This is a genomic window from Lactococcus sp. SK2-659 (genome assembly GCF_020218185.2).
GTDB lineage: Bacteria > Bacillota > Bacilli > Lactobacillales > Streptococcaceae > Lactococcus > Lactococcus lactis.
The window spans coordinates 715,815-734,045 of sequence record NZ_JAIWQZ020000001.1 but is presented as its reverse complement, the minus strand read 5'-3'; the positions used below and the strand labels follow the sequence as shown (position 1 = coordinate 734,045).

Annotated in this window: 14 protein-coding genes and 2 riboswitches; all 14 genes read right to left on the bottom strand. The window is 33.8% G+C overall.

Translation table 11 applies throughout. The features are described 5' to 3' along the window. Positions 1–272: 272 nt before the first annotated feature. On the bottom strand, positions 273–1,124 hold the full coding sequence (gene metF / locus LDP15_RS03440) for a methylenetetrahydrofolate reductase [NAD(P)H] (RefSeq protein ID WP_015426481.1): 852 nt from the start codon (positions 1,122–1,124) through the stop codon (positions 273–275). Beyond that, a complete protein-coding gene (metE, locus tag LDP15_RS03435; RefSeq protein ID WP_015426482.1) occupies positions 1,114–3,387 on the bottom strand; it encodes a 5-methyltetrahydropteroyltriglutamate--homocysteine S-methyltransferase in 2,274 nt (757 codons plus the stop codon). The genes metF and metE overlap by 11 nt, the downstream gene beginning before the upstream one ends. A gap of 153 nt (positions 3,388–3,540) precedes the next feature. Continuing rightward, a complete protein-coding gene (locus LDP15_RS03430; protein ID WP_015426483.1) occupies positions 3,541–4,194 on the bottom strand; it encodes a metal-dependent transcriptional regulator in 654 nt (217 codons plus the stop codon). Positions 4,195–4,288: 94 nt separating this feature from the next. Further along, entirely contained in the window at positions 4,289–7,021 is a 2,733-nt protein-coding gene (mgtA, locus tag LDP15_RS03425; RefSeq protein WP_015426484.1) for a magnesium-translocating P-type ATPase, read from the bottom strand. A 259-nt stretch (positions 7,022–7,280) separates the two neighbouring features. Continuing rightward, positions 7,281–7,441: riboswitch (M-box (ykoK) riboswitch) on the bottom strand. 63 nt (positions 7,442–7,504) lie between these two features. Next, positions 7,505–8,791 carry a D-alanyl-lipoteichoic acid biosynthesis protein DltD gene (dltD, locus tag LDP15_RS03420; RefSeq protein ID WP_015426485.1) on the bottom strand — a complete coding sequence of 429 codons (1,287 nt, stop codon included), beginning with the start codon at positions 8,789–8,791 and terminating at the stop codon, positions 7,505–7,507. Continuing rightward, complete coding sequence (dltC, locus tag LDP15_RS03415) at positions 8,781–9,020, bottom strand: D-alanine--poly(phosphoribitol) ligase subunit DltC (protein WP_003130226.1); 240 nt, start codon at positions 9,018–9,020, stop codon at positions 8,781–8,783. The genes dltD and dltC overlap by 11 nt, the downstream gene beginning before the upstream one ends. Before the next feature lie 43 nt (positions 9,021–9,063). Then, positions 9,064–10,287, bottom strand: a complete 1,224-nt coding sequence (gene dltB, locus LDP15_RS03410; protein WP_015426487.1) for a D-alanyl-lipoteichoic acid biosynthesis protein DltB — start codon at positions 10,285–10,287, stop codon at positions 9,064–9,066. Then, positions 10,287–11,786: a D-alanine--poly(phosphoribitol) ligase subunit DltA gene (dltA, locus tag LDP15_RS03405; protein ID WP_015426488.1), complete on the bottom strand. Its 1,500-nt coding sequence runs from the start codon at positions 11,784–11,786 to the stop codon at positions 10,287–10,289. The genes dltB and dltA overlap by 1 nt, the downstream gene beginning before the upstream one ends. A gap of 24 nt (positions 11,787–11,810) precedes the next feature. Beyond that, entirely contained in the window at positions 11,811–11,942 is a 132-nt protein-coding gene (dltX, locus tag LDP15_RS03400; protein WP_003130223.1) for a teichoic acid D-Ala incorporation-associated protein DltX, read from the bottom strand. A 188-nt stretch (positions 11,943–12,130) separates the two neighbouring features. Beyond that, a complete protein-coding gene (gene thiE, locus LDP15_RS03395; protein WP_015426489.1) occupies positions 12,131–12,778 on the bottom strand; it encodes a thiamine phosphate synthase in 648 nt (215 codons plus the stop codon). Continuing rightward, positions 12,768–13,571, bottom strand: a complete 804-nt coding sequence (gene thiD, locus LDP15_RS03390) for a bifunctional hydroxymethylpyrimidine kinase/phosphomethylpyrimidine kinase (RefSeq protein ID WP_225513454.1) — start codon at positions 13,569–13,571, stop codon at positions 12,768–12,770. Before thiD ends, thiE begins: the two co-directional genes overlap by 11 nt. A 13-nt stretch (positions 13,572–13,584) precedes the next feature. Next, positions 13,585–14,337, bottom strand: a complete 753-nt coding sequence (gene thiM, locus LDP15_RS03385) for a hydroxyethylthiazole kinase (protein ID WP_015426491.1) — start codon at positions 14,335–14,337, stop codon at positions 13,585–13,587. Positions 14,338–14,417: 80 nt separating this feature from the next. Further along, positions 14,418–14,519: riboswitch (TPP riboswitch) on the bottom strand. A gap of 101 nt (positions 14,520–14,620) precedes the next feature. Further along, entirely contained in the window at positions 14,621–17,095 is a 2,475-nt protein-coding gene (locus LDP15_RS03380) for a glycosyltransferase (protein ID WP_015426492.1), read from the bottom strand. Beyond that, entirely contained in the window at positions 17,085–18,173 is a 1,089-nt protein-coding gene (gene wecB / locus LDP15_RS03375; RefSeq protein ID WP_015426493.1) for a non-hydrolyzing UDP-N-acetylglucosamine 2-epimerase, read from the bottom strand. The genes LDP15_RS03380 and wecB overlap by 11 nt, the downstream gene beginning before the upstream one ends. Positions 18,174–18,231 lie beyond the last annotated feature (58 nt).

Sequence of the window (18,231 nt, the reverse complement as noted above, 5' to 3'; positions counted from 1 at the left end):
CTTTATAATAAAAAAAGACGTCCCAGGGGACGTCTTCTTTATCCCCTAGATGATTAACGAACATCAAAGAGGACCCACATTTTATTAGCCAAAAACTAATGTGGATCATTCATAAAGAAAAAATAAAATTTTTTAAAGTTGTTAATCATTTTGGAACCTCGATATTTAATATTATTAGTTAGTATAATTAAAATTTTTTGATTTGTCAATTATTTATCTATTTTTTCTTAATTTTATTTCAAAATTTCTTTTTACATAAATTTTATTATGTATCATACGGTAAATAAAGAGGATATTGAAGCATGGATGGAGTGTGCTGTATTTGCATTATTCATCGTATAGAGGTGAATTCCAGCAACATCCTCTGTTACTAAATCAACGATTTGATCGATGGCGTAAGCAATTCCAGCATCCCTTAAAGCGATAGGGTTATGTTCATATTTTTCGAGTATTCTAATGAATTTTTCTGGTAATGGCGTATTACAATTTTTTAATAGACGAAGAATTTGATTTCGATTGATTACTGGCATTATTCCAGCGAATATTGGAGTATTTATCTCAGCAATTGCGCATCGTTCTTGAAAATCATAGAAACTATCATTATCAAAAAATAGTTGTGTGATTAATCTGTCACAACCAGCATCTACTTTTTCTTTCAAATAATGAAAATCACTCACTCGATTTACTGATTCGGGATGAATATCGGGGTAGCAAGCACCTAAAACTTCAAAACTATCATCATAATCTTTGATAAACTTAACCAAATCACTTGCAAATCTAAAATCATCTTTCATCGGTTCGTCGCTGATATCACCTCTTAATGCAAGAATTTTTTTGATATGTTTATCTTTTAACCGTTCCAAAATTTCGATCACTTGAGCTTTATCTAAATAAGCGGCAGGTAAATGAGCAACCGCTGGAATATCTAGTGTATTGTTTACATAATCAGCAAACTTTATAGTTGTATCTCCAATATTATCATAATTATTGTTACTACAAGTTACACTGATAAAATCTGGCGAGAGAGTTCTTAGGCTATCCAAGGTTTTTACCAAGTTGGTACTTCCAATTTGAGTTGTAGGTGGAAAAACTTCAAAAGAAAGAATTTTGGAATTACTTGTCATATTCAACCTTTTCCTTTCTTAACTTCTTAGTTGCCTCAACTAAGTGTCTTAAACTAGGAATCGTTTCGGCATTACCACGTGTTTTAAGACCACAATCAGGATTTACCCAAACTTGTTCAATTGGTAATTTTCCCAATATTTTTTTTAATTGATTTTGTATTTCTTTTACGCTAGGTATTCTTGGAGAATGAATATCATAAACTCCAGGACCAACCAAAGTTTGAAAATGGTGAGCTTTTAATGCATCGATAATTGATAGCTCACTTCTACTTGCTTCAAAAGAAATTACATCAGCATCCATCGCGTCAATGGATGGAATTATATCTTCAAATTCAGAATAACACATATGCGTATGAATTTGCGTTTCCGGTTTTACTTTAGAGTGAACTAAACGAAATGCAGGAATTGCCCAATCTAGATATTCTTTATACCAATCACTTTTACGCAGAGGTAACTTTTCTCTCAAAGCTGCCTCATCAATTTGAATAATCTTAATGCCAGCTTTTTCTAAGTCAAGCACTTCTTCTTGAACAGCTAATGCCAATTGTAAAGTACTTGCTTTTAACGAAATATCTTCTCGCGGAAAAGACCAATTTAGAATCGTTACAGGACCTGTCAGCATTCCTTTTACTGGTTTAGATGTTTGAGATTGAGCATAGGCTGACCAACGGACGGTCATAGCTTCCGGTCTAGTGACATCAGCCCACACGATTGGAGGTTTGACACAACGTGTCCCATAAGATTGAACCCATGCTTTTTGAGTAAAAACATAACCTTCTAACTTTTCTCCAAAATACTCTACCATGTCATTTCGTTCAAATTCACCATGGACTAAAACGTCTAATCCAATATCTTCTTGGAGTTTAAGACATTCTTTTATTTTTTCTTCTAAGAATGTGTCATAATCTGCTTGACTTAATTCTCCTCGCTTATTTTGTAGCCGAACTTTTCTCACTTCTGCCGTTTGAGGAAATGAACCGATTGTTGTGCTTGGTAAAAGTGGTAAATTAAGCGATTGAGATTGACTTGCTCGTCTTTCGACTAGTGACGGTTGTCTAGTAAAGTCTTTTTCTGTTAATTTATCAAGTTTTTGCTTAAGTAGAGAATTTTCACGAACTCTTTCATTTTCAAAAAGTTCGACATTCTTCTTCAAAAAAGAAGTGTTTTTATTAAAATAAATATCGGAAATTTCATCAATTTCATTTAATTTTTCTGTGGCAAATGAAAAGTGTTTAAGGATTTCTTTTGATAATTTAGTTTCGTTTTTAACTGTTACTGGAACGTGTTGTAAAGAGCAGCTTGTATTAATTACGATATCTGCTACTTCATCTAAAGCGGTTAGTAGCTCAAGTGTCTTTTGATAATTATTACGCCAAATATTTTTTCCATTTACTAATCCTGCAAAAAGTATTTTCTCTTTGGGAAAACCGTATTTTTGAATAAGAGCTAAAGAATCTCTTCCTTCTATAAAATCAAGACCAATACCATCAAAATCAAGCTTTATTATTTCTTTATAGCTATCACGAACATCTCCAAAATATGTTTGAAGAAGTATCTTAAGGTTGTTTTTATTCTTAAGTAGTCCTTCATAAATACTCACAAATAAATTTTTTTCTTCTTCAGTTTGGTCTAAAACAAGTGCTGGTTCTTCAATCTGTAACCATTCTACTCCTAGTTGATTAAGTTCTTTTAGTAGTGTTTGAAAAGCTACAATAACATCAGATAATACTGTATCTTTCGTGGCTCCTGACTTGTAATCTGCTAAAACTAAAAATGTATATGGGCCAATAATTGTTGGTCTGGTTTCAAAGCCAGCTGATTTTGCTTCCTTATATTCATTTAATAATTTTGAAAAATTTGCTTTAATAGTCGTATCTTTGTTAATTTCTGGAACTAAATAATGATAGTTTGTATTAAACCATTTTTTCATTGGTCTTGCTTTTACGTCATTTTGTTCATCTTGGAAACCACGCGCTAATGCAAATAAGGTATCTAGTTCACTTAATTCTAAATTTTTATAAGACTCTGGAATTGCACCAAGAGCAATTGATAGGTCTAAGGTTTGGTCATAGAAAGAAAAGTCATTGGAAATTGGTGAGTCAATTCCAGCTTCTTTTTGACTTTTCCAATTTTCCAACCGAATTTTTTTGGCTACTGTTTGTAATTCTTTTTCTGTAATTTCTTTACGAAAATATTTTTCAAGAGCAAATTTTAATTCACGGTTTGAACCGATACGTGGGAAAGCAATAATTGATTTTTTCATAGTCATAGTCTCCAATTTTTAATAGGTCTATCTTATCAAATTTAATAAAACTTTAATAATACATTTTTAGTATGATGACCTATAGTTTAAAACTATAGGTCAATCAGAAAATAATAAAAGTCCAAGTAAATTTCTTGGACTTTTTGTATTTCATTATCTTCTTTGCATTAAGTGAATTTTATCCTGTAAAAATGGTGGAATAACAATTGAGCTTTCTCGATCTTCTTTAATAATTATTGATTTATCTTCTAATATATCGATTACTTTAATAAGATGTGGAAGAGAAATTTCTAATTTTTTGAAAAAGTTTTTTCCTTCTTCTTCTATTGCAGTAACATGGTAGGTTTGCTCAACTTGTGTCTCGTCAAGAGTCAGTTCCACTTCATTTTTCAGCCAAAATGATTCTGTAGGAATTTCTGAGCCGTGAGGGTCAGCTGCTGGATAGCCCATCAGGACATACAGAGATTCAATCAACCTTGGTGATGAAGCATGTTCTAAATTTTCAGCTTCATCGTGGACTTCCTCCATTGTATACCCAACCTTTTCAAAAAGAAAAGTTTCCCAAACTCGATGACTTTTTAAAATAAATCGTGCTTCGTGCTTTCCTAATTCTGTAAGTGATACCCCGTAATAAGGTTTATGAATAACAAGTTCTTTTTTGGCTAATCGTTTAATCATTTCAGTGGCGCTTGGTGATGATACTGATAATTTTTGAGCAATGGCATTAATACTAACAGATCCATTATTTTCACTTTTTAGGCTATATATAGCCTTTAGATAGTCTTGTTCATTTTTTGATGTTTTCATTTTTTTTACCTTACTTTTCTTGACTTAATTATAGCATAGACTATACCAAAGTAAAATAAAAGTGGGATAAATTATCACCACTTTTATTTTTTATTTAAAGTAATTCACCGTATTTTGCAACAAATATTTTTTTAAATATAGTGACAAGCATCATATACATCACTACAGTTAAAATTAGCCATGGGAAAAAGTTAATTGGTAAAGCCATTAAACCAATTGAATGTCCAAAGCTTGTGAATGGAATGATTGTGAGTCCAATGATTCCCATGAAAGTTAAGATTGTTAGTGGAGCCGAAGCACGACTTTGTAGAAATGGAATTTTAGGAGTACGAATCATATGGATAACCAAGGTTTGAGTCCACATTGATTCAACAAACCAACCAGTATGGAAGAGCGCGATAAATCCAATATATGCTGCACTTCCAGGAACAAGAGAGCTAAATGGTCCAAATGTTGCTGGACAAATCACAAAGAACATTAGAAGATAAGTTGTAATATCGAATACGGAACTTGTTGGTCCAATCCATAACATGAATTTACTTACAGAACTTGCATCCCATTTTCTTGGAACAACTAAATATTCTTCATCGACATTATCCCAAGGAATAGCGGTACAAGAGAAATCATAGATTAAATTAAGTAAGAGAATATGAATAGATAGCATTGGGATAAATGGTAAAAATGCACTAGCGATTAGAACTGAGAACATATTACCAAAGTTAGAACTTGCTGTCATTTTTATATACTTAATCATGTTAGCATAGGTTTTTCTTCCTTCAATAATTCCTTTTTCAAGAACCATTAAATCTTTTTCTAACAAAATTACATCAGCTGACTCTTTGGCAATATCTACAGCACTATCTACTGAAATTCCAACGTCAGATGATTTCATTGCTGCTGCGTCATTAATACCATCTCCCATATAGCCGACACTATTTCCTGAATTTCTAAGTGTTGTTACTATTCTGGCTTTTTGTTGAGGTGATAACTTAGCAAAAACAGAAGCTTCCTTGGCAACCTTTGCTAGTTCATTATCATCTAATTGGTCGATATCAGAACCTAAAATAGTTTTATCAACTGGAAGTCCTACTTGTTTGCAAACTGAACGAGTAACTTTATCGTTATCACCAGTCAAGATTTTAACTGATACTCCATATTTATTGAGTGCTTTGATTGCTTTTGCTGTAGATTCTTTGGGTGGATCAAGAAAGGCAAGATAACCCATTAACACCATTTCAGATTCATCTTGAACCGAAAATGTATCTACTGGTGAAGGATTTGTTTTTTGAGCGACTAAAATCACGCGCATTCCTTCTTCGTTAAGTTCATCAACTTTTTTCAGAATGTATGCTCTGAGTTCAGGAGTTAAATGAACAACATTTCCCTTATCTTCGACTAAAGTACAGATGTCTAACATTTCTTCAGCTGCACCTTTAGTAATCATTTGCGTTTTTGAAGTCGCTCCATTAGTATTGCTTTTTACTACAACACTCATCCGACGTCTTTCAAAATCAAAAGGAATTTCATCAACTTTTGTATATTTACTACTTAGACCACCCAGTTCAGGATTTTTATCTTGCTTGGCTTCAGCTCCTTCGATAATTGCCAAATCCATTAAATTCTTTAAACCAGTTTGGTAGTAACTATTCAAAAATCCATGTCTTAATACTCGAATATTTTCTTGCCCATGAATATCTAAATGACGCATTAATACTACTTTATCTTGTGTTAATGTTCCAGTTTTATCAGTGCAGAGAATATTCATTGAACCTAGATTTTGAATAGAGTTTAGGTTCTTGATGATTGTTTTTTCTTTTGACATTGTGACTGCACCTTTTGCTAGGCAAGTTGTCACAATCATTGGTAACATTTCTGGTGTTAAACCAACAGCAACTGCTAAAGCAAATAGTGCGGCTTCCATCCAATCACCTTTAGTGAAACCATTGACCAACAAGACAAATGGAACCATAACTAACATAAAGCGAATAAGGACCCATGAAACTGAGTTAACGCCTTTTTCAAAAGTTGTTTGAGTTGAGTCTTCGGTTACACTTTTTGCCATTTCACCAAAAATGGTCGCATCACCAGTAGCAATTACAATTCCATAAGCACTACCAGAAATGACATTTGAACCCATGAAGGCTAGGTTTACTGATTCTGTGATTGAATCATCTTTTTCATCAGTAGCTAAATCTAGTTTTTCTACTGGTTCGCTTTCACCAGTTAAAGAGGCTTGGCTGATAAACAAGTCTTTTGCTTGAATAATCCTAAGATCTGCTGGAACCATGTCTCCAGCTGATAGATGGATAATATCACCTACGAGAACTTCTTCAATAGGAATCTCTTGACTTCCTGATTCCAAGCGATGAACATTTGTCGTCGTCGTAATCATTTTTAAAAGATTCTCAGCAGCATTTCCACTTCTTGTCTCTTGAACGAAACGCAGAATTCCTGAGATTAAAACCATTGTAGTAATGATAATGAGTCCTTGTGGATTTTTCTCACCAGGAGCTGCTAAGATAATATCCGTAAAAGCTGAAACTAATGCTAAGACAAACAATATAATGGTAAAAGGATTGATGAACGCTTGATAAAGCCGTTTAATAAGTGAAGTTTTTTTACCACGCGTAATCGTATTATCTCCATATTGTTCACGAGAGATTTCTACTTGTTCTTCACTTAATCCTTTATTTGATGTTTTAAATTTTTGAAATAGCTCCTCTTTTGTAGAAGTTTTTGCAAATTCTAATCTTGCATTTATTTCATTGTTATCTACAAATGTTGTAGCTCTTTTTGTGTTTTCGAGTGTTTTTCTAATTTTTTTCATTGGTCTGTACCTCATATTCTATAATATTTTTGTGTGTACAGTCCCAAACGTTAGGCACTTTAAAGAAGGTGATAAAAACGGAAAGTTGCTCTTATCACGTTAATTATCTGCGGCCTATCAGGCTCGGGACTATTAATGGTCTGGGATTCCATTTCCGTTTTTCACCTCCTTTTTTAAATACAAAAAACCTTGCCTACAAAACTTGAACGTAGGCAAGGGAATAATTCCAAAAAAAGATATCACTATTATAGAGCGAATCAGTTACAAGCTATCGTTCAAGCTTTAGCTCCGCAGGGCGATGTTGTTGCACTATTTCACGCCTTGTTTTTCGACGTGAACTGTTGGCCCTCTCATCGTGTCTCCACGACTCTGCGGCAGCAACCCGTATCCCTGCGGTAGCCTCACCTACCGACGGCTATGCTTATGGCATAACCAAAATAATTATAACTGTTCTTTCTATTTTTGTCAATCTTTTTTTATTATTTAATTTATGATAGACTCTGTTGCACCATTCATTGCCCAATCTTTTGATAAAAATAACGAATTATCAATATGATAGTTGACCTTACTTGGTGTCTTCATGAATTTTTCAATCGCTTTGTCTGTAGCTAGCCAACCTTTAGTACCAAAGTGGACAGTATCACCAGAGGCATAAGGTGTGTTATACATATCTGTTAAGTCAGCAATTTGATAAAAGCCTTGGCTGCGCAATTGTGTTTTAATTTTAGAGCTGAAGTTTTCGAGTGTTGCTTTTGACACTCCAGTGTAAGATGACCATGAGCCATTTACTGGTTGAATAACAAATAAAACATCATTATTATTTTTGGCAAACACATTTAAAAGCTGTTGAAAATCCTGATACTCTGGACTTTCTAAATAGGTAACATGCTTTTTAAAATTTTCAAGATGTTTGTATTTAGATTTTATTTTCCTATCCCAAACTTGGTTATTGATTTGGAAAGGATTGTTATTTGAACTATCTTTTCCTTGGTCAACTGCCAATTTTTCTAAGTTTTCAGAGGTTGGATCATTGGGTAATTCTTTAGCAAACTTATTAATTTTTGGTGTAAGTCCAAGAGGTTGTGCTGTGAATTGTGAAACACTTGAGAAGAGTAAATCTTCTTTTCGCCAAAATTGAAGATTGGTCGCCACAGTCATTTTTTGTAGAGTGGTAAGTGGTTTTTTATCTGCTAGACGTTCTAGAGAATTATAAATCGTCTCTTCAGATTTAAGCGATCTAAATCTTAATAAATGTTTTGCAAGTTGGGTGGTGGTATTTGCTTTAGGGTCTGCTTCTTTTAACCAACCGTAAATCTCACCTTTGGATACAAAGTTTTTCAATTCACTTTCAACAATTCCTTGTTTTGAAAACCATTGTGGACTAATGACAAAAACAATTTTACGATTTTTTAACTCATTTGCCACAGAGTTCATATAGAAAAAGTGGGTTAAAGTAGTCGTTCCTGGTTGTCCTACTAAGAATGGCGTAAAACCAGAATTGTATTTTTTGAAATAGGCACTTGGGTGAAAAGAATCCACATGTTCCATTTCTGATGAACCAAGAACTGGTAAAAACTCGGGGTCTGAATAGGCTTGTTTTTTAATTGAATAGCCTGTAAAGCTTGGAGTATTTAGGGGTGATTGAGCAAATTTAACAAGTTGGTCTTTTGAGTATTTCATTCCAACATTTATTGGGAGAAATATCAGTAAGCCAACAAGGGCTAAAGCTGCAATTAATGGGCCAATGGCTCTAAAAATTTTAATTTTCATCCTTTTTTTCCTGAACGCGTGCTGCTATTTTATTTGCTGTATTCCAATCTTCACGGTCCATTTCTGATGGTGGAAGACTGATATCAAAAGCGCCTTCTAATTCAACAATGAGCATGATGGCTCTCATTGAATCAAGAATTCCTTCTTCAAATAAATCCATGTCTAAGTCTTCACGGAATTCGTCTGTGCCTGATACGGTTTCGATAATATCAAAAATTTGTTCTTTCATTTTTGTTTCTCCTAATGTTTTTTTATGATATGCCTAACCACTTTTAGAAGTTAGGAAGTGGGAAATGTGGATCTATGCAGTGCATAATGATGTGATTTGGTATTCCTGAGAAAATAAGGAAACTGATAAATACTAGATTAAATGTAATGAAAATACTTATAGCACTTGTCCATTTATTATCTGGAATTTTCCAGTTTTTACGTTTCTTCAGACGTTTCCATGCGTCATACCCAATCATTAACATAGCGTGGTAGAAACCATAAAGGATGTAATACCAAGTTAAACCATGCCAGAATCCCATGAGTAACATATTTGCGAGGTAACCAATATTTGAGATGGTTACCATATTTTTCGACCATTTTTTAACCATGAATGTTTTCACTAATCTCATGAATACAAAGTCACGGAACCAAAAGCTCAAGGTCATGTGCCATCTTTGCCAAAAATCATGAATATTTTTTGCTAAGAAGGGTTTGTTAAAGTTGTGTGGGAGGTCATATCCCATTAAATTGCTGACACCAATGGCAAAGAGCGAGTAGCCAGCAAAATCAAAGAATAGATAGAGTCCGTAAGCATACATTGATGATGAAACATTCAAGAAGCTTGGGTGTATCGTTGCAGAGATTGCAATGCCATGTAGCCAATATTGGTCAATCAAGTATCCGATGATGAATTTATAAAGGAAACCTTGGAAAATTCTAAAGACTCCTTTATTTAATAAATCAAGGTATTTCTCAGTGACAACTGGCGCTTTTAGTTCTTTAACAAAACGTCGGAAGCGGTCAATTGGTCCTGATGAAATCGTTGGATAGAAATAGAGAAAATATAGAAATTCTTTAAGAGGAACGGCTTTAATAAGTCCGTCTCGTATTTCCATAATCATGGCTACTGTCTTAAAACTGATGTAAGAGATTCCTAAGAATCCAAGAATTGAACCTGGTCCAGGTCCTGGATTGAACAGAGGATGCACTTTGACAATCACTAATGGCAAAATAGAGAGCAGAATGATGAGGTAGAAAACGAAACTCTGATTCTTGTTTTGTTTTACTCGATACCACTCATAGAATTTTACAATGATAGTCTGGAAGACTCCGAAGCCGATTAATGCCCAAATTGTCACTGTTCCTGAAAATGTCAGCCAAAGAAAAGCGATGGTCAATAGGACTTGATACCACATGAGTTTTTTACCCAGAAGCTGGGCAATAACGATAGGAATTAAAGCAAGTCCTAAAATCACGAAGTAAAAGGGTGTTGAATAGGGTTGCACTAGTTGTCACCTCGCTCTTTTTGGGCGAGTACCTTGCGGTCAACTTTGCCATTTTGATTCAATGGGAACTTTTTAAGATAAACAAACTTAGTTGGCATCATGTAATCCATAATTGTTTTTGAAAGTTCAGCTTTGAGTTCTTTTGTGAAGGCGCGTTCGGCTGCACGGTCTTCAAATGTTTTTTCTGTTTCTAAATAAGCGATTAATGCGGTGACTTTATGCTGGTCATTCGTTTTCGGTAAGACTACTGCTTTTTCAATCTCTTTTAAGTTTTGAATATTGGCTTCAATATCTTGAAGTTCAATACGGAATCCGTTAAATTTAACTTGAAAATCAATTCGTCCTTGGTAACGAAGCATTCCGTCAGCGGAAATTGAACCGGCATCTCCTGTATGATAAGCGGGTTTTCCGTCCACTGTGAAAAAGGCTTGCTCAGTTTTTTCTGGATTTTCAAAGTAACCTTTGGCTACCGAATCACCAACAATGATGATTTCTTTATCCATAATTTTTAAGTCAACACCTGGTTTGGCAAAACCAATTGGGACACGATCATTTTCTGTCAGTAATTCTTTCGTAATTTTTACTGACGAAATGGCTCCTGTTGCTTCTGTTGGACCATAGGTATTATATATATTTGCTGACGGAAAAGCTGTCAGTAATTTTTCTGCTGTTTTCTTTGTTAATTCTTCACCGCAGAAAATAAATTGAACTAATTGAGGGTGTTCTTTCTCAGTGAACGAAGGGTCCAATAAGCAAATATCAACAAATGATGGTGTTGAAATCCAAGTATTAATGACCGTTTTGTTCAAACGCTCAAAAAGTAATTTGAAGTTGGTTGTTTCGTCACGTGAGAGTGAAATTAATGTTCCGCCAGTTGTAAGACTTGGATACAAGCTGAAAATTGATAAATCAAAGCTGTAAAGGGCTTGTGACAAGATTTGATTATTTTCAATTTTCATAAAATCATTGTTCATCCAATTGGTGAAAGTCACAAGATTATCATGACTGACTTCAACACCTTTTGGTACTCCTGTTGTTCCAGAAGTATAAATAATATAATTGCTGTCATTTCCAGAAACAGATTTAGAAAAATCAAGTGCTGGAAGTTTGTCAGTCAAAATCTGGTCAGTAAGTTCAAGAGAAATTCTGTCAGTAAAAAGTGCTTCAAAATCTGCTGACAGCTCAACTGTAGTGAGTACCGCCGCTGGTTTTGCCGCTGATTTAATCATTTCTGTCCGCTCAAATGGTGTGTGAGCATCAACAGGAATATAAGCGTGACCAGTTAAATTTGTCGCAAGCATGGCCGCTAAAGTGATAAAATCGTTTTTACCGAAAATCAAGATTGGACGCTGATTTAAATTGCGGTCATTGATTTGTTCTGAGATATGTGAAACCGCGGCAAATAATTGACGATAGGTAAATTTCTGCTCACGCTCGGCAAGTACGATGAGGTCTGGTTCATTTTTTGCAATTTCAAAAATTTGTTCTAATAATTTCATAATTAATTCCTTCAATAATTCTCTCTAAAATTCGTTATAGATAAAGTGCGCTCCGCCAGTATGACTGTAGGAATAAAGATAGAGCAGAATTAAAATAATTATAAAGTAAAATACTGTTTTAGCCAAAAATAGACGAATTTCTTTTTTCTTGTCCATTGGAACTCCTTTTAAATATAAATCAATAAGAGGTTTTAGAATACTCAGTTAATCTCATATCATTTATGACTCTGATTATAACATTTATTAAAGAAAAAAAACTTACATTTGTGTAAGTTTAATTTATATAATAAAAAGAAAACGGAATCATTTTGTTTTGTTGTATTTTTAAGGGTACAACATCTTTTTCATCTAATATTTTGCTTAATTTTTTGAACCATATTTTTGTAATTTTCGGATTCTGTCAGCAAAGAAATTACCGCAACTCCACCCAGACCAATTTTTGAAAGCTCTGTCAGTGAATTTTCAGTAATTCCACCAATTCCAACAGTTGGTAATTGATTATGCTCAAGCATTTTTCTTAAATGGTCAATCCCAATTGGTTCTGCTGCGTCGGACTTGCTATTTGTTGGATAAATTGGACCAATTCCCAAATAGTCAGCCCCACTCTTTTGAGCGCTTTCTAATTCCATATCATTACTGACAGAAAGTCCTACCCACATTTCTTGGCCAATCAGCTCGCGAATTTTACTGACAGAATCATCGTCTTGTCCGACATGAATCCCGTCAGCTGACAATTCACGCGCTAATTCAACATCATCATTCACAATAAAAGAAACAGCCGCTTTCTGAGCTACTCCTTGTAGTCTTTTTGCTACTTCTAATCGTTGATTATTATTTTTATAAATTGTTCCCTTATCACGAAATTGATAAACCGTTACCCCACTTTTTATGATTACAGAAATTTTATCGACTGCATCATCAATTGAAAGTTTTGGAAAATCTTGTGGGCCAGCAATAAAATACGCCCTCAGGTCTAAAATTTTATTTTTCATTAATTGTCACCCAATGGTTTAACGGTCCATGACCGTGACCAACATTAATTGTTTGTGAAATAGCTTCATTAATAAACAATTTAGCTTTTGGCATCACTTCTTTTAAATCTTCTCCTAAAGCTAAATGAGCTGTAATATAAGAAGAAAGTGTATCTCCGGTTCCGTGTGTTCTTTCTGTCAGTAATCTTTTAAAGTCATAAGTACTAACAGAACCATCTGTCATCAATAAATAATCTCTGACCAGTTCTCCATTACCATGTCCCCCTTTAATCAGCACATTTTTAGCACCTAACTTTTGAATATCATGAAGGGCTTTTAAAATTTCCTTTTCGTCAGTAATTTTATAGCCACACATAACCTCTGCCTCTTCCAAATTGGGAGTGACCAATTCTGCTAAAGGTAACAATTCATTTTTTATCAAATCAATGGCTTCTCTTGTCAAAAGAATTGCCCCGCCTTTAGCCACCATTACCGGATCAACCAGCAAATGCTTCGGTTTATATTTTTTCAAGCCTTGAATTACCGCTTCAACTTGAGCAGTATCAAAAAGTGCCCCCGTTTTAGCTGCCGAAATTTCCAAATCAGAAAATACAGAGTCAAATTGAGCCAAAATAAAAGCTTTATTTGTCGGTAAAATTTCTTGTACCCCATAGGTATTTTGCGCTGTCAACCCTGTCACAATCGTTGCCGAATATACTTTTTGATAATGAAAAGTTTTCAGGTCGGCATTAATACCAGCCCCACCAGAAGAATCAATTCCAGCGATTGTCACAACTTGAGAAACATCAATCATTTCTTTTTCTCCCTTATATAACCTCTTGCGTTGCTTGATAAATTTTATCAAGAAGACGATTCACAAAATTTCCTGGTAGATTTTCTACTTGCTCAGTAGCTTGCACACCAGATTCACCGAAGAATTCTGTCGCTTCATGAGCCGCCTTAAATAAATCATCAGATACAGCCGCAAAAGTTCCAACAATTGCTGACAGCATGTCCCCACAGCCAACATTAATTTTAAAAAGTGGACTATCAGTTTCAACAAATAATTCCTCGAACCCATTAGAAATAACATCAACTTTTCCAGTTTGAATAATGACTGCCCCTGTTTTTTGAGCAGCAACTCGCGCGTGCTCAACTTCTAAATTTGACTCAAGTGCATCAATTCCTTTGTTCAAGCTTTCTTTATCAGCAAACCAAGCAATTTCCGCTGAATTCCCACGAATGATATCAAATTTTACCTCTTGCATTAATCTTTTGACAAAATTTGCTCTAAAAGGGACATTGACAGCAACTGGGTCCAAAATTAAAGGTTTGTGCTTTTGATTTGCTAACTGACAAATAGTCAAAAAAAGCGGATAATCCTTTTCTGAAATGGTACCAATATTAACCATTACAGCATCTGCAATTTCAACTAAAGTTTCACTTTCTGAAATTTCCGCAGTCATTAATGGTGAACCACCAGCAAAACTAATCGCATCCGCAACTCTTTGTGGAGTTACAAAATTCGCTAAATTTAAGATAAGTGGTTGTTTTTCTTGAATCTTTTCTAAAATTGACATCAAAAAACTCCTTTATTAACACAAGGAGGGCTCTAGTATGATAAGAAAGTAAGCTAAAAGATTTTCATAAAGAAAATACAATTAAAACTCGGACACATTCTTACGCAGGTCTTAACCTGTTCAAGTCTGATGGTCTTTCTCAACCGGTAATTTTAGTTTTACCAGTACCCATTGTGTGATTGATTTATTTTTAAAACTACAACTACTTTAACATATTTAAACTAAAAAAACTAATTTCGCAAATCTACAAAAGAAAAAACCTAGCCCAAAAGGCAGGTTTTTCTTATTTTTTATGCTCATCAATATGAGGGTCAACACTTTCTTCTTGCCGATTAGTTTTTACCCAATCATTTTTAGAGTTGAAATATCGAATGGCTGACTGCGGATAAATTTGAGTTAAAATAAGTAGAAATTTCGTCAGATTAACAGTATCTTTCACTACATCCCACACCCTTGTTTTTTCTTGAGATTTTCCTTTGTTATAAAGAATAGCCCATACAAAATTCACAAAGATAATATAAATTGACATCACGATAAAAAGCAAAACAACAATTTTAAGTGATTGAGTAATCCCTGATAAGATAGCAGAATTAACAATCATAATCAGTGTATAAATTACAATAATATATTCAATTCCCATTAGCCAAGGTTTCAGTAAGGTCATCAATAATTCAAACTTCTGTTTATTCTGCAATTTTTTTGACCGAATCGTCGGCAAAATATATTTTGAAGATTGAATATTTCCCTGTGCCCACCGCACTCGTTGTTTAACCAAAGCCTCATTATCATTGATAATCCCTGTTTGTTCAATGTAAATATCATCGAATTGAGCATTTTTAACTTCAATATCTGACAGAAAGAGACGAGTTGATAAATCAAAATCTTCAACAAGTGAATCTGTCCAAGGGTCTTCATTCAATGCCTGAAGAGTACTTAATTTACAGAACTGTCCATTTCCACCAAAAGCAACTGTATTGGTCAAAGTCCGAAACATCTGTGTCGCATTGATAATTTCAGAAAATTCCAAGTCTTGTGAAGCATCTTTAAGCAAATTGGTAACACGAACCTTGGATTGCAAACCAGTAAGCTTTGCATCATGATTGAAAGCCATATTTACTTTTTCAAAATAATTGTTATCAAGTTTTGTATCGGCATCAATTATCGCAATAAGAACATCCTCCGGAGCAATTCCAGCTTCTTGAATTTGCTCACTAATTTGATAATAAGCCCAATTCAAAGCCGTCCCTTTTCCTTTTTGCGCATTAGGTTTAATACGTCTTAGAACATTCAATCGAGAATCTTGAATTTCAGAAATTTTTTCTAAGCTCCGATCATCACTTGCATCATCAATAACAGTTACTACCAAATTCTCATAATTATTTTTCAAAATACTTTTCAAAGTCGTTTGAATAACCAATTCTTCATTCAAACACGGAATCAAAACGTAAATATGAAATTGTTTTTTTATTTTCTCATCTTTGAAATCTAATGCCGTTATCTTTTGTCTTTTATTATATGAATACCACAAAATAACGGCTTCTACCGTAAAGTAAAGAAATACGAAAACTGAAAAAATAAAGAAAATATAATTGATACGGTCAAAAATATCAAAAACCAAATAGCTTTGTTTCCAATAATGATATCTTACAATATATAAATAGAGGAAAGGCAAGCTTGAACCAATATATAGTAAGATCTTCGTTCTTGGTCTGATAAATTTTTTCAAACCTGTATAGATTGTCAAAAGCATAATCACAACAACTTCAAAAATTTGTAGCGCAAAATAACTATTGAAAATTTTGTTATTAAAATGAATAAAATTAGTTGGTGGATTAAGAAGGAAAAGATAAGCATAAACTCCTAGAACAACCAGTATTAATACATAAATTGGTTTTAATGACAGTATCTTTTTCTTTGATTTTTCTCCTTTATATCCAATAACTAAAGCAAAAGCAATAATTGGTAGGACGAATTGAGAAAATACAGTCAATCCTTCTATCCAATGTGCCAAAAAGACATTATAATTAAGCTCAATGCTATTAAAGAAACCTTCTTGTGCAAAATTAAAGGTAATATTTACTTGAGTTCCTGAATAAACGATTAATGCAACGATGTAGACAACTAAGAGCACATAAACCGTATATTTGATATTCTTTCCTAATTGTTTGGCATCAATCCCACTAAATTTACAAAAACTCAAATACATGATTGGCATAAATGGTACGATCAGATACCTGATATCCATATTACTGACAATCGAGAAATCAAACCCCTCATGTTCAACCAAGAATTTAATAATGAATTGAATCGTTATAATTGGCAATGTAACGAACCACAAAGAAGCAATCAATGTTGCTAATTTATAAATTAACCTCTTCTTTGTTGAAACATAATAAGCTAAAGCACAACAAAGTAAAATGAAGATAGCAATTAAAAATCGGAAGGAAAATAACTGTGGAACAGCATGTTCCCCACCTATGAGGTAAGTCAAGGAGACGATTAAGCGATTGGAACCATACATCAGGAAACCAAAGACACCGAGAATACTCAAATTTCTAACTGAATTCGGAATTTTTTCGCTATCCGTAATGATAAAAAATGAGCTAAGCATCAAAGGAGCCACAAAAAAGAGAATGGTAAAGAATTTTTCTCTAGAAGTAAAATTTGATAAGCGGAAAATAAACTCAAAATTAAAAAGGAAGATAAAAATGAGACAGACAGACTGGAAAGACTTTAAATTAATTTTTTTATTTTTCATTTAGAATATTAATAATCTGTAAGGAAGTCGTTCCATCACCATAAGGATTCTTACTTCCTGACATCCTTTCATATTTAGTCTTGTCTGTCAGTAAAGTCCGAGTCTCATTAACAATATTTTCTTTTGAAGTCCCCACAAGCTTTAAAGTACCAGCCAGTACACCTTCGGGTCTTTCAGTTGTATCACGTAAAACAAGCACTGGAATTCCTAAGAAAGCCGCTTCTTCTTGAATTCCACCAGAGTCAGTTAAAATCAACTCGGCATGACGCATCACATTATGAAAGTTAATTGTATCCAGCGGGTCAATGATTTTAATATTACTATGTTCCAGTAATTTTTGCGCTTTTTCACGAATGATTGGATTCATATGAATTGGATAAATGATTTTATGTGTTTCTTTAAATTCATCAGCAATCTCTGCAATTCCATCAAAAATTTCTTCTAAATCACTCAAATTTTCACGACGGTGAGCTGTCACTAAAACCATTTTCTTGTCAGCTTGCCATGATAAAGCTTCATTTGTATAATCATCCTTTAAAGTATACTGAAACATATCTATAGCACTGTTTCCAACTACAAAAACCTGATTTTTTGGCTTTCCTTCTTTTAAAAGATTTTCTTTCGTCATTTCCGTTGGTGTAAAATGATAATCAGCCATCAAACCAACAATTTGACGATTCATTTCTTCAGGAAATGGTGAAAATTTATTGTAAGTTCGCAAACCTGCTTCAATATGTGCCAACTTTATCTGATTAAAATAAGCAACCAAACTTCCAGACAAAGTAGCTGCAGTATCACCATGAACTAAGATGACATCTGGTTGTTCCTTTTTAATAATTGGGTCAAGACCGCTGATTGATCCTGCCACAATTTCTGATAAACCAGAATTTTTTTCCATGATTTTTAAATCGTAATCAACTTCCACAGAAAATTCATCTAAAAGTTCATTGAGCATTTCTTTGTGCTGCCCTGTGTTAATCAGTACAATTGGATTCCCTTGCCTTTTCGCCTCCTGGATTACTGGATAAACTTTAATAAATTCTGGCCTAGTCCCAAATATAAAAAGTAACTTTTTCATCTCTACCTCACCATCTATTTTTAAAAATATACTTTTTGCTTCATCTAGAATTATTCCT

Excerpts from the sequence above, each read along its gene's own strand:
- metF (WP_015426481.1), bottom strand. The coding sequence starts at position 1,124 with ATGACAAGTAATTCCAAAATTCTTTCTTTTGAAGTTTTTCCACCTACA.
- metE (WP_015426482.1), bottom strand. The coding sequence starts at position 3,387 with ATGAAAAAATCAATTATTGCTTTCCCACGTATCGGTTCAAACCGTGAA.
- LDP15_RS03430 (WP_015426483.1), bottom strand. The coding sequence starts at position 4,194 with ATGAAAACATCAAAAAATGAACAAGACTATCTAAAGGCTATATATAGC.
- mgtA (WP_015426484.1), bottom strand. The coding sequence starts at position 7,021 with ATGAAAAAAATTAGAAAAACACTCGAAAACACAAAAAGAGCTACAACA.
- dltD (WP_015426485.1), bottom strand. The coding sequence starts at position 8,791 with ATGAAAATTAAAATTTTTAGAGCCATTGGCCCATTAATTGCAGCTTTA.
- dltC (WP_003130226.1), bottom strand. The coding sequence starts at position 9,020 with ATGAAAGAACAAATTTTTGATATTATCGAAACCGTATCAGGCACAGAC.
- dltA (WP_015426488.1), bottom strand. The coding sequence starts at position 11,786 with ATGAAATTATTAGAACAAATTTTTGAAATTGCAAAAAATGAACCAGAC.
- dltX (WP_003130223.1), bottom strand. The coding sequence starts at position 11,942 with ATGGACAAGAAAAAAGAAATTCGTCTATTTTTGGCTAAAACAGTATTT.
- thiE (WP_015426489.1), bottom strand. The coding sequence starts at position 12,778 with ATGAAAAATAAAATTTTAGACCTGAGGGCGTATTTTATTGCTGGCCCA.
- thiD (WP_225513454.1), bottom strand. The coding sequence starts at position 13,571 with ATGATTGATGTTTCTCAAGTTGTGACAATCGCTGGAATTGATTCTTCT.
- thiM (WP_015426491.1), bottom strand. The coding sequence starts at position 14,337 with ATGTCAATTTTAGAAAAGATTCAAGAAAAACAACCACTTATCTTAAAT.
- LDP15_RS03380 (WP_015426492.1), bottom strand. The coding sequence starts at position 17,095 with ATGAAAAATAAAAAAATTAATTTAAAGTCTTTCCAGTCTGTCTGTCTC.
- wecB (WP_015426493.1), bottom strand. The coding sequence starts at position 18,173 with ATGAAAAAGTTACTTTTTATATTTGGGACTAGGCCAGAATTTATTAAA.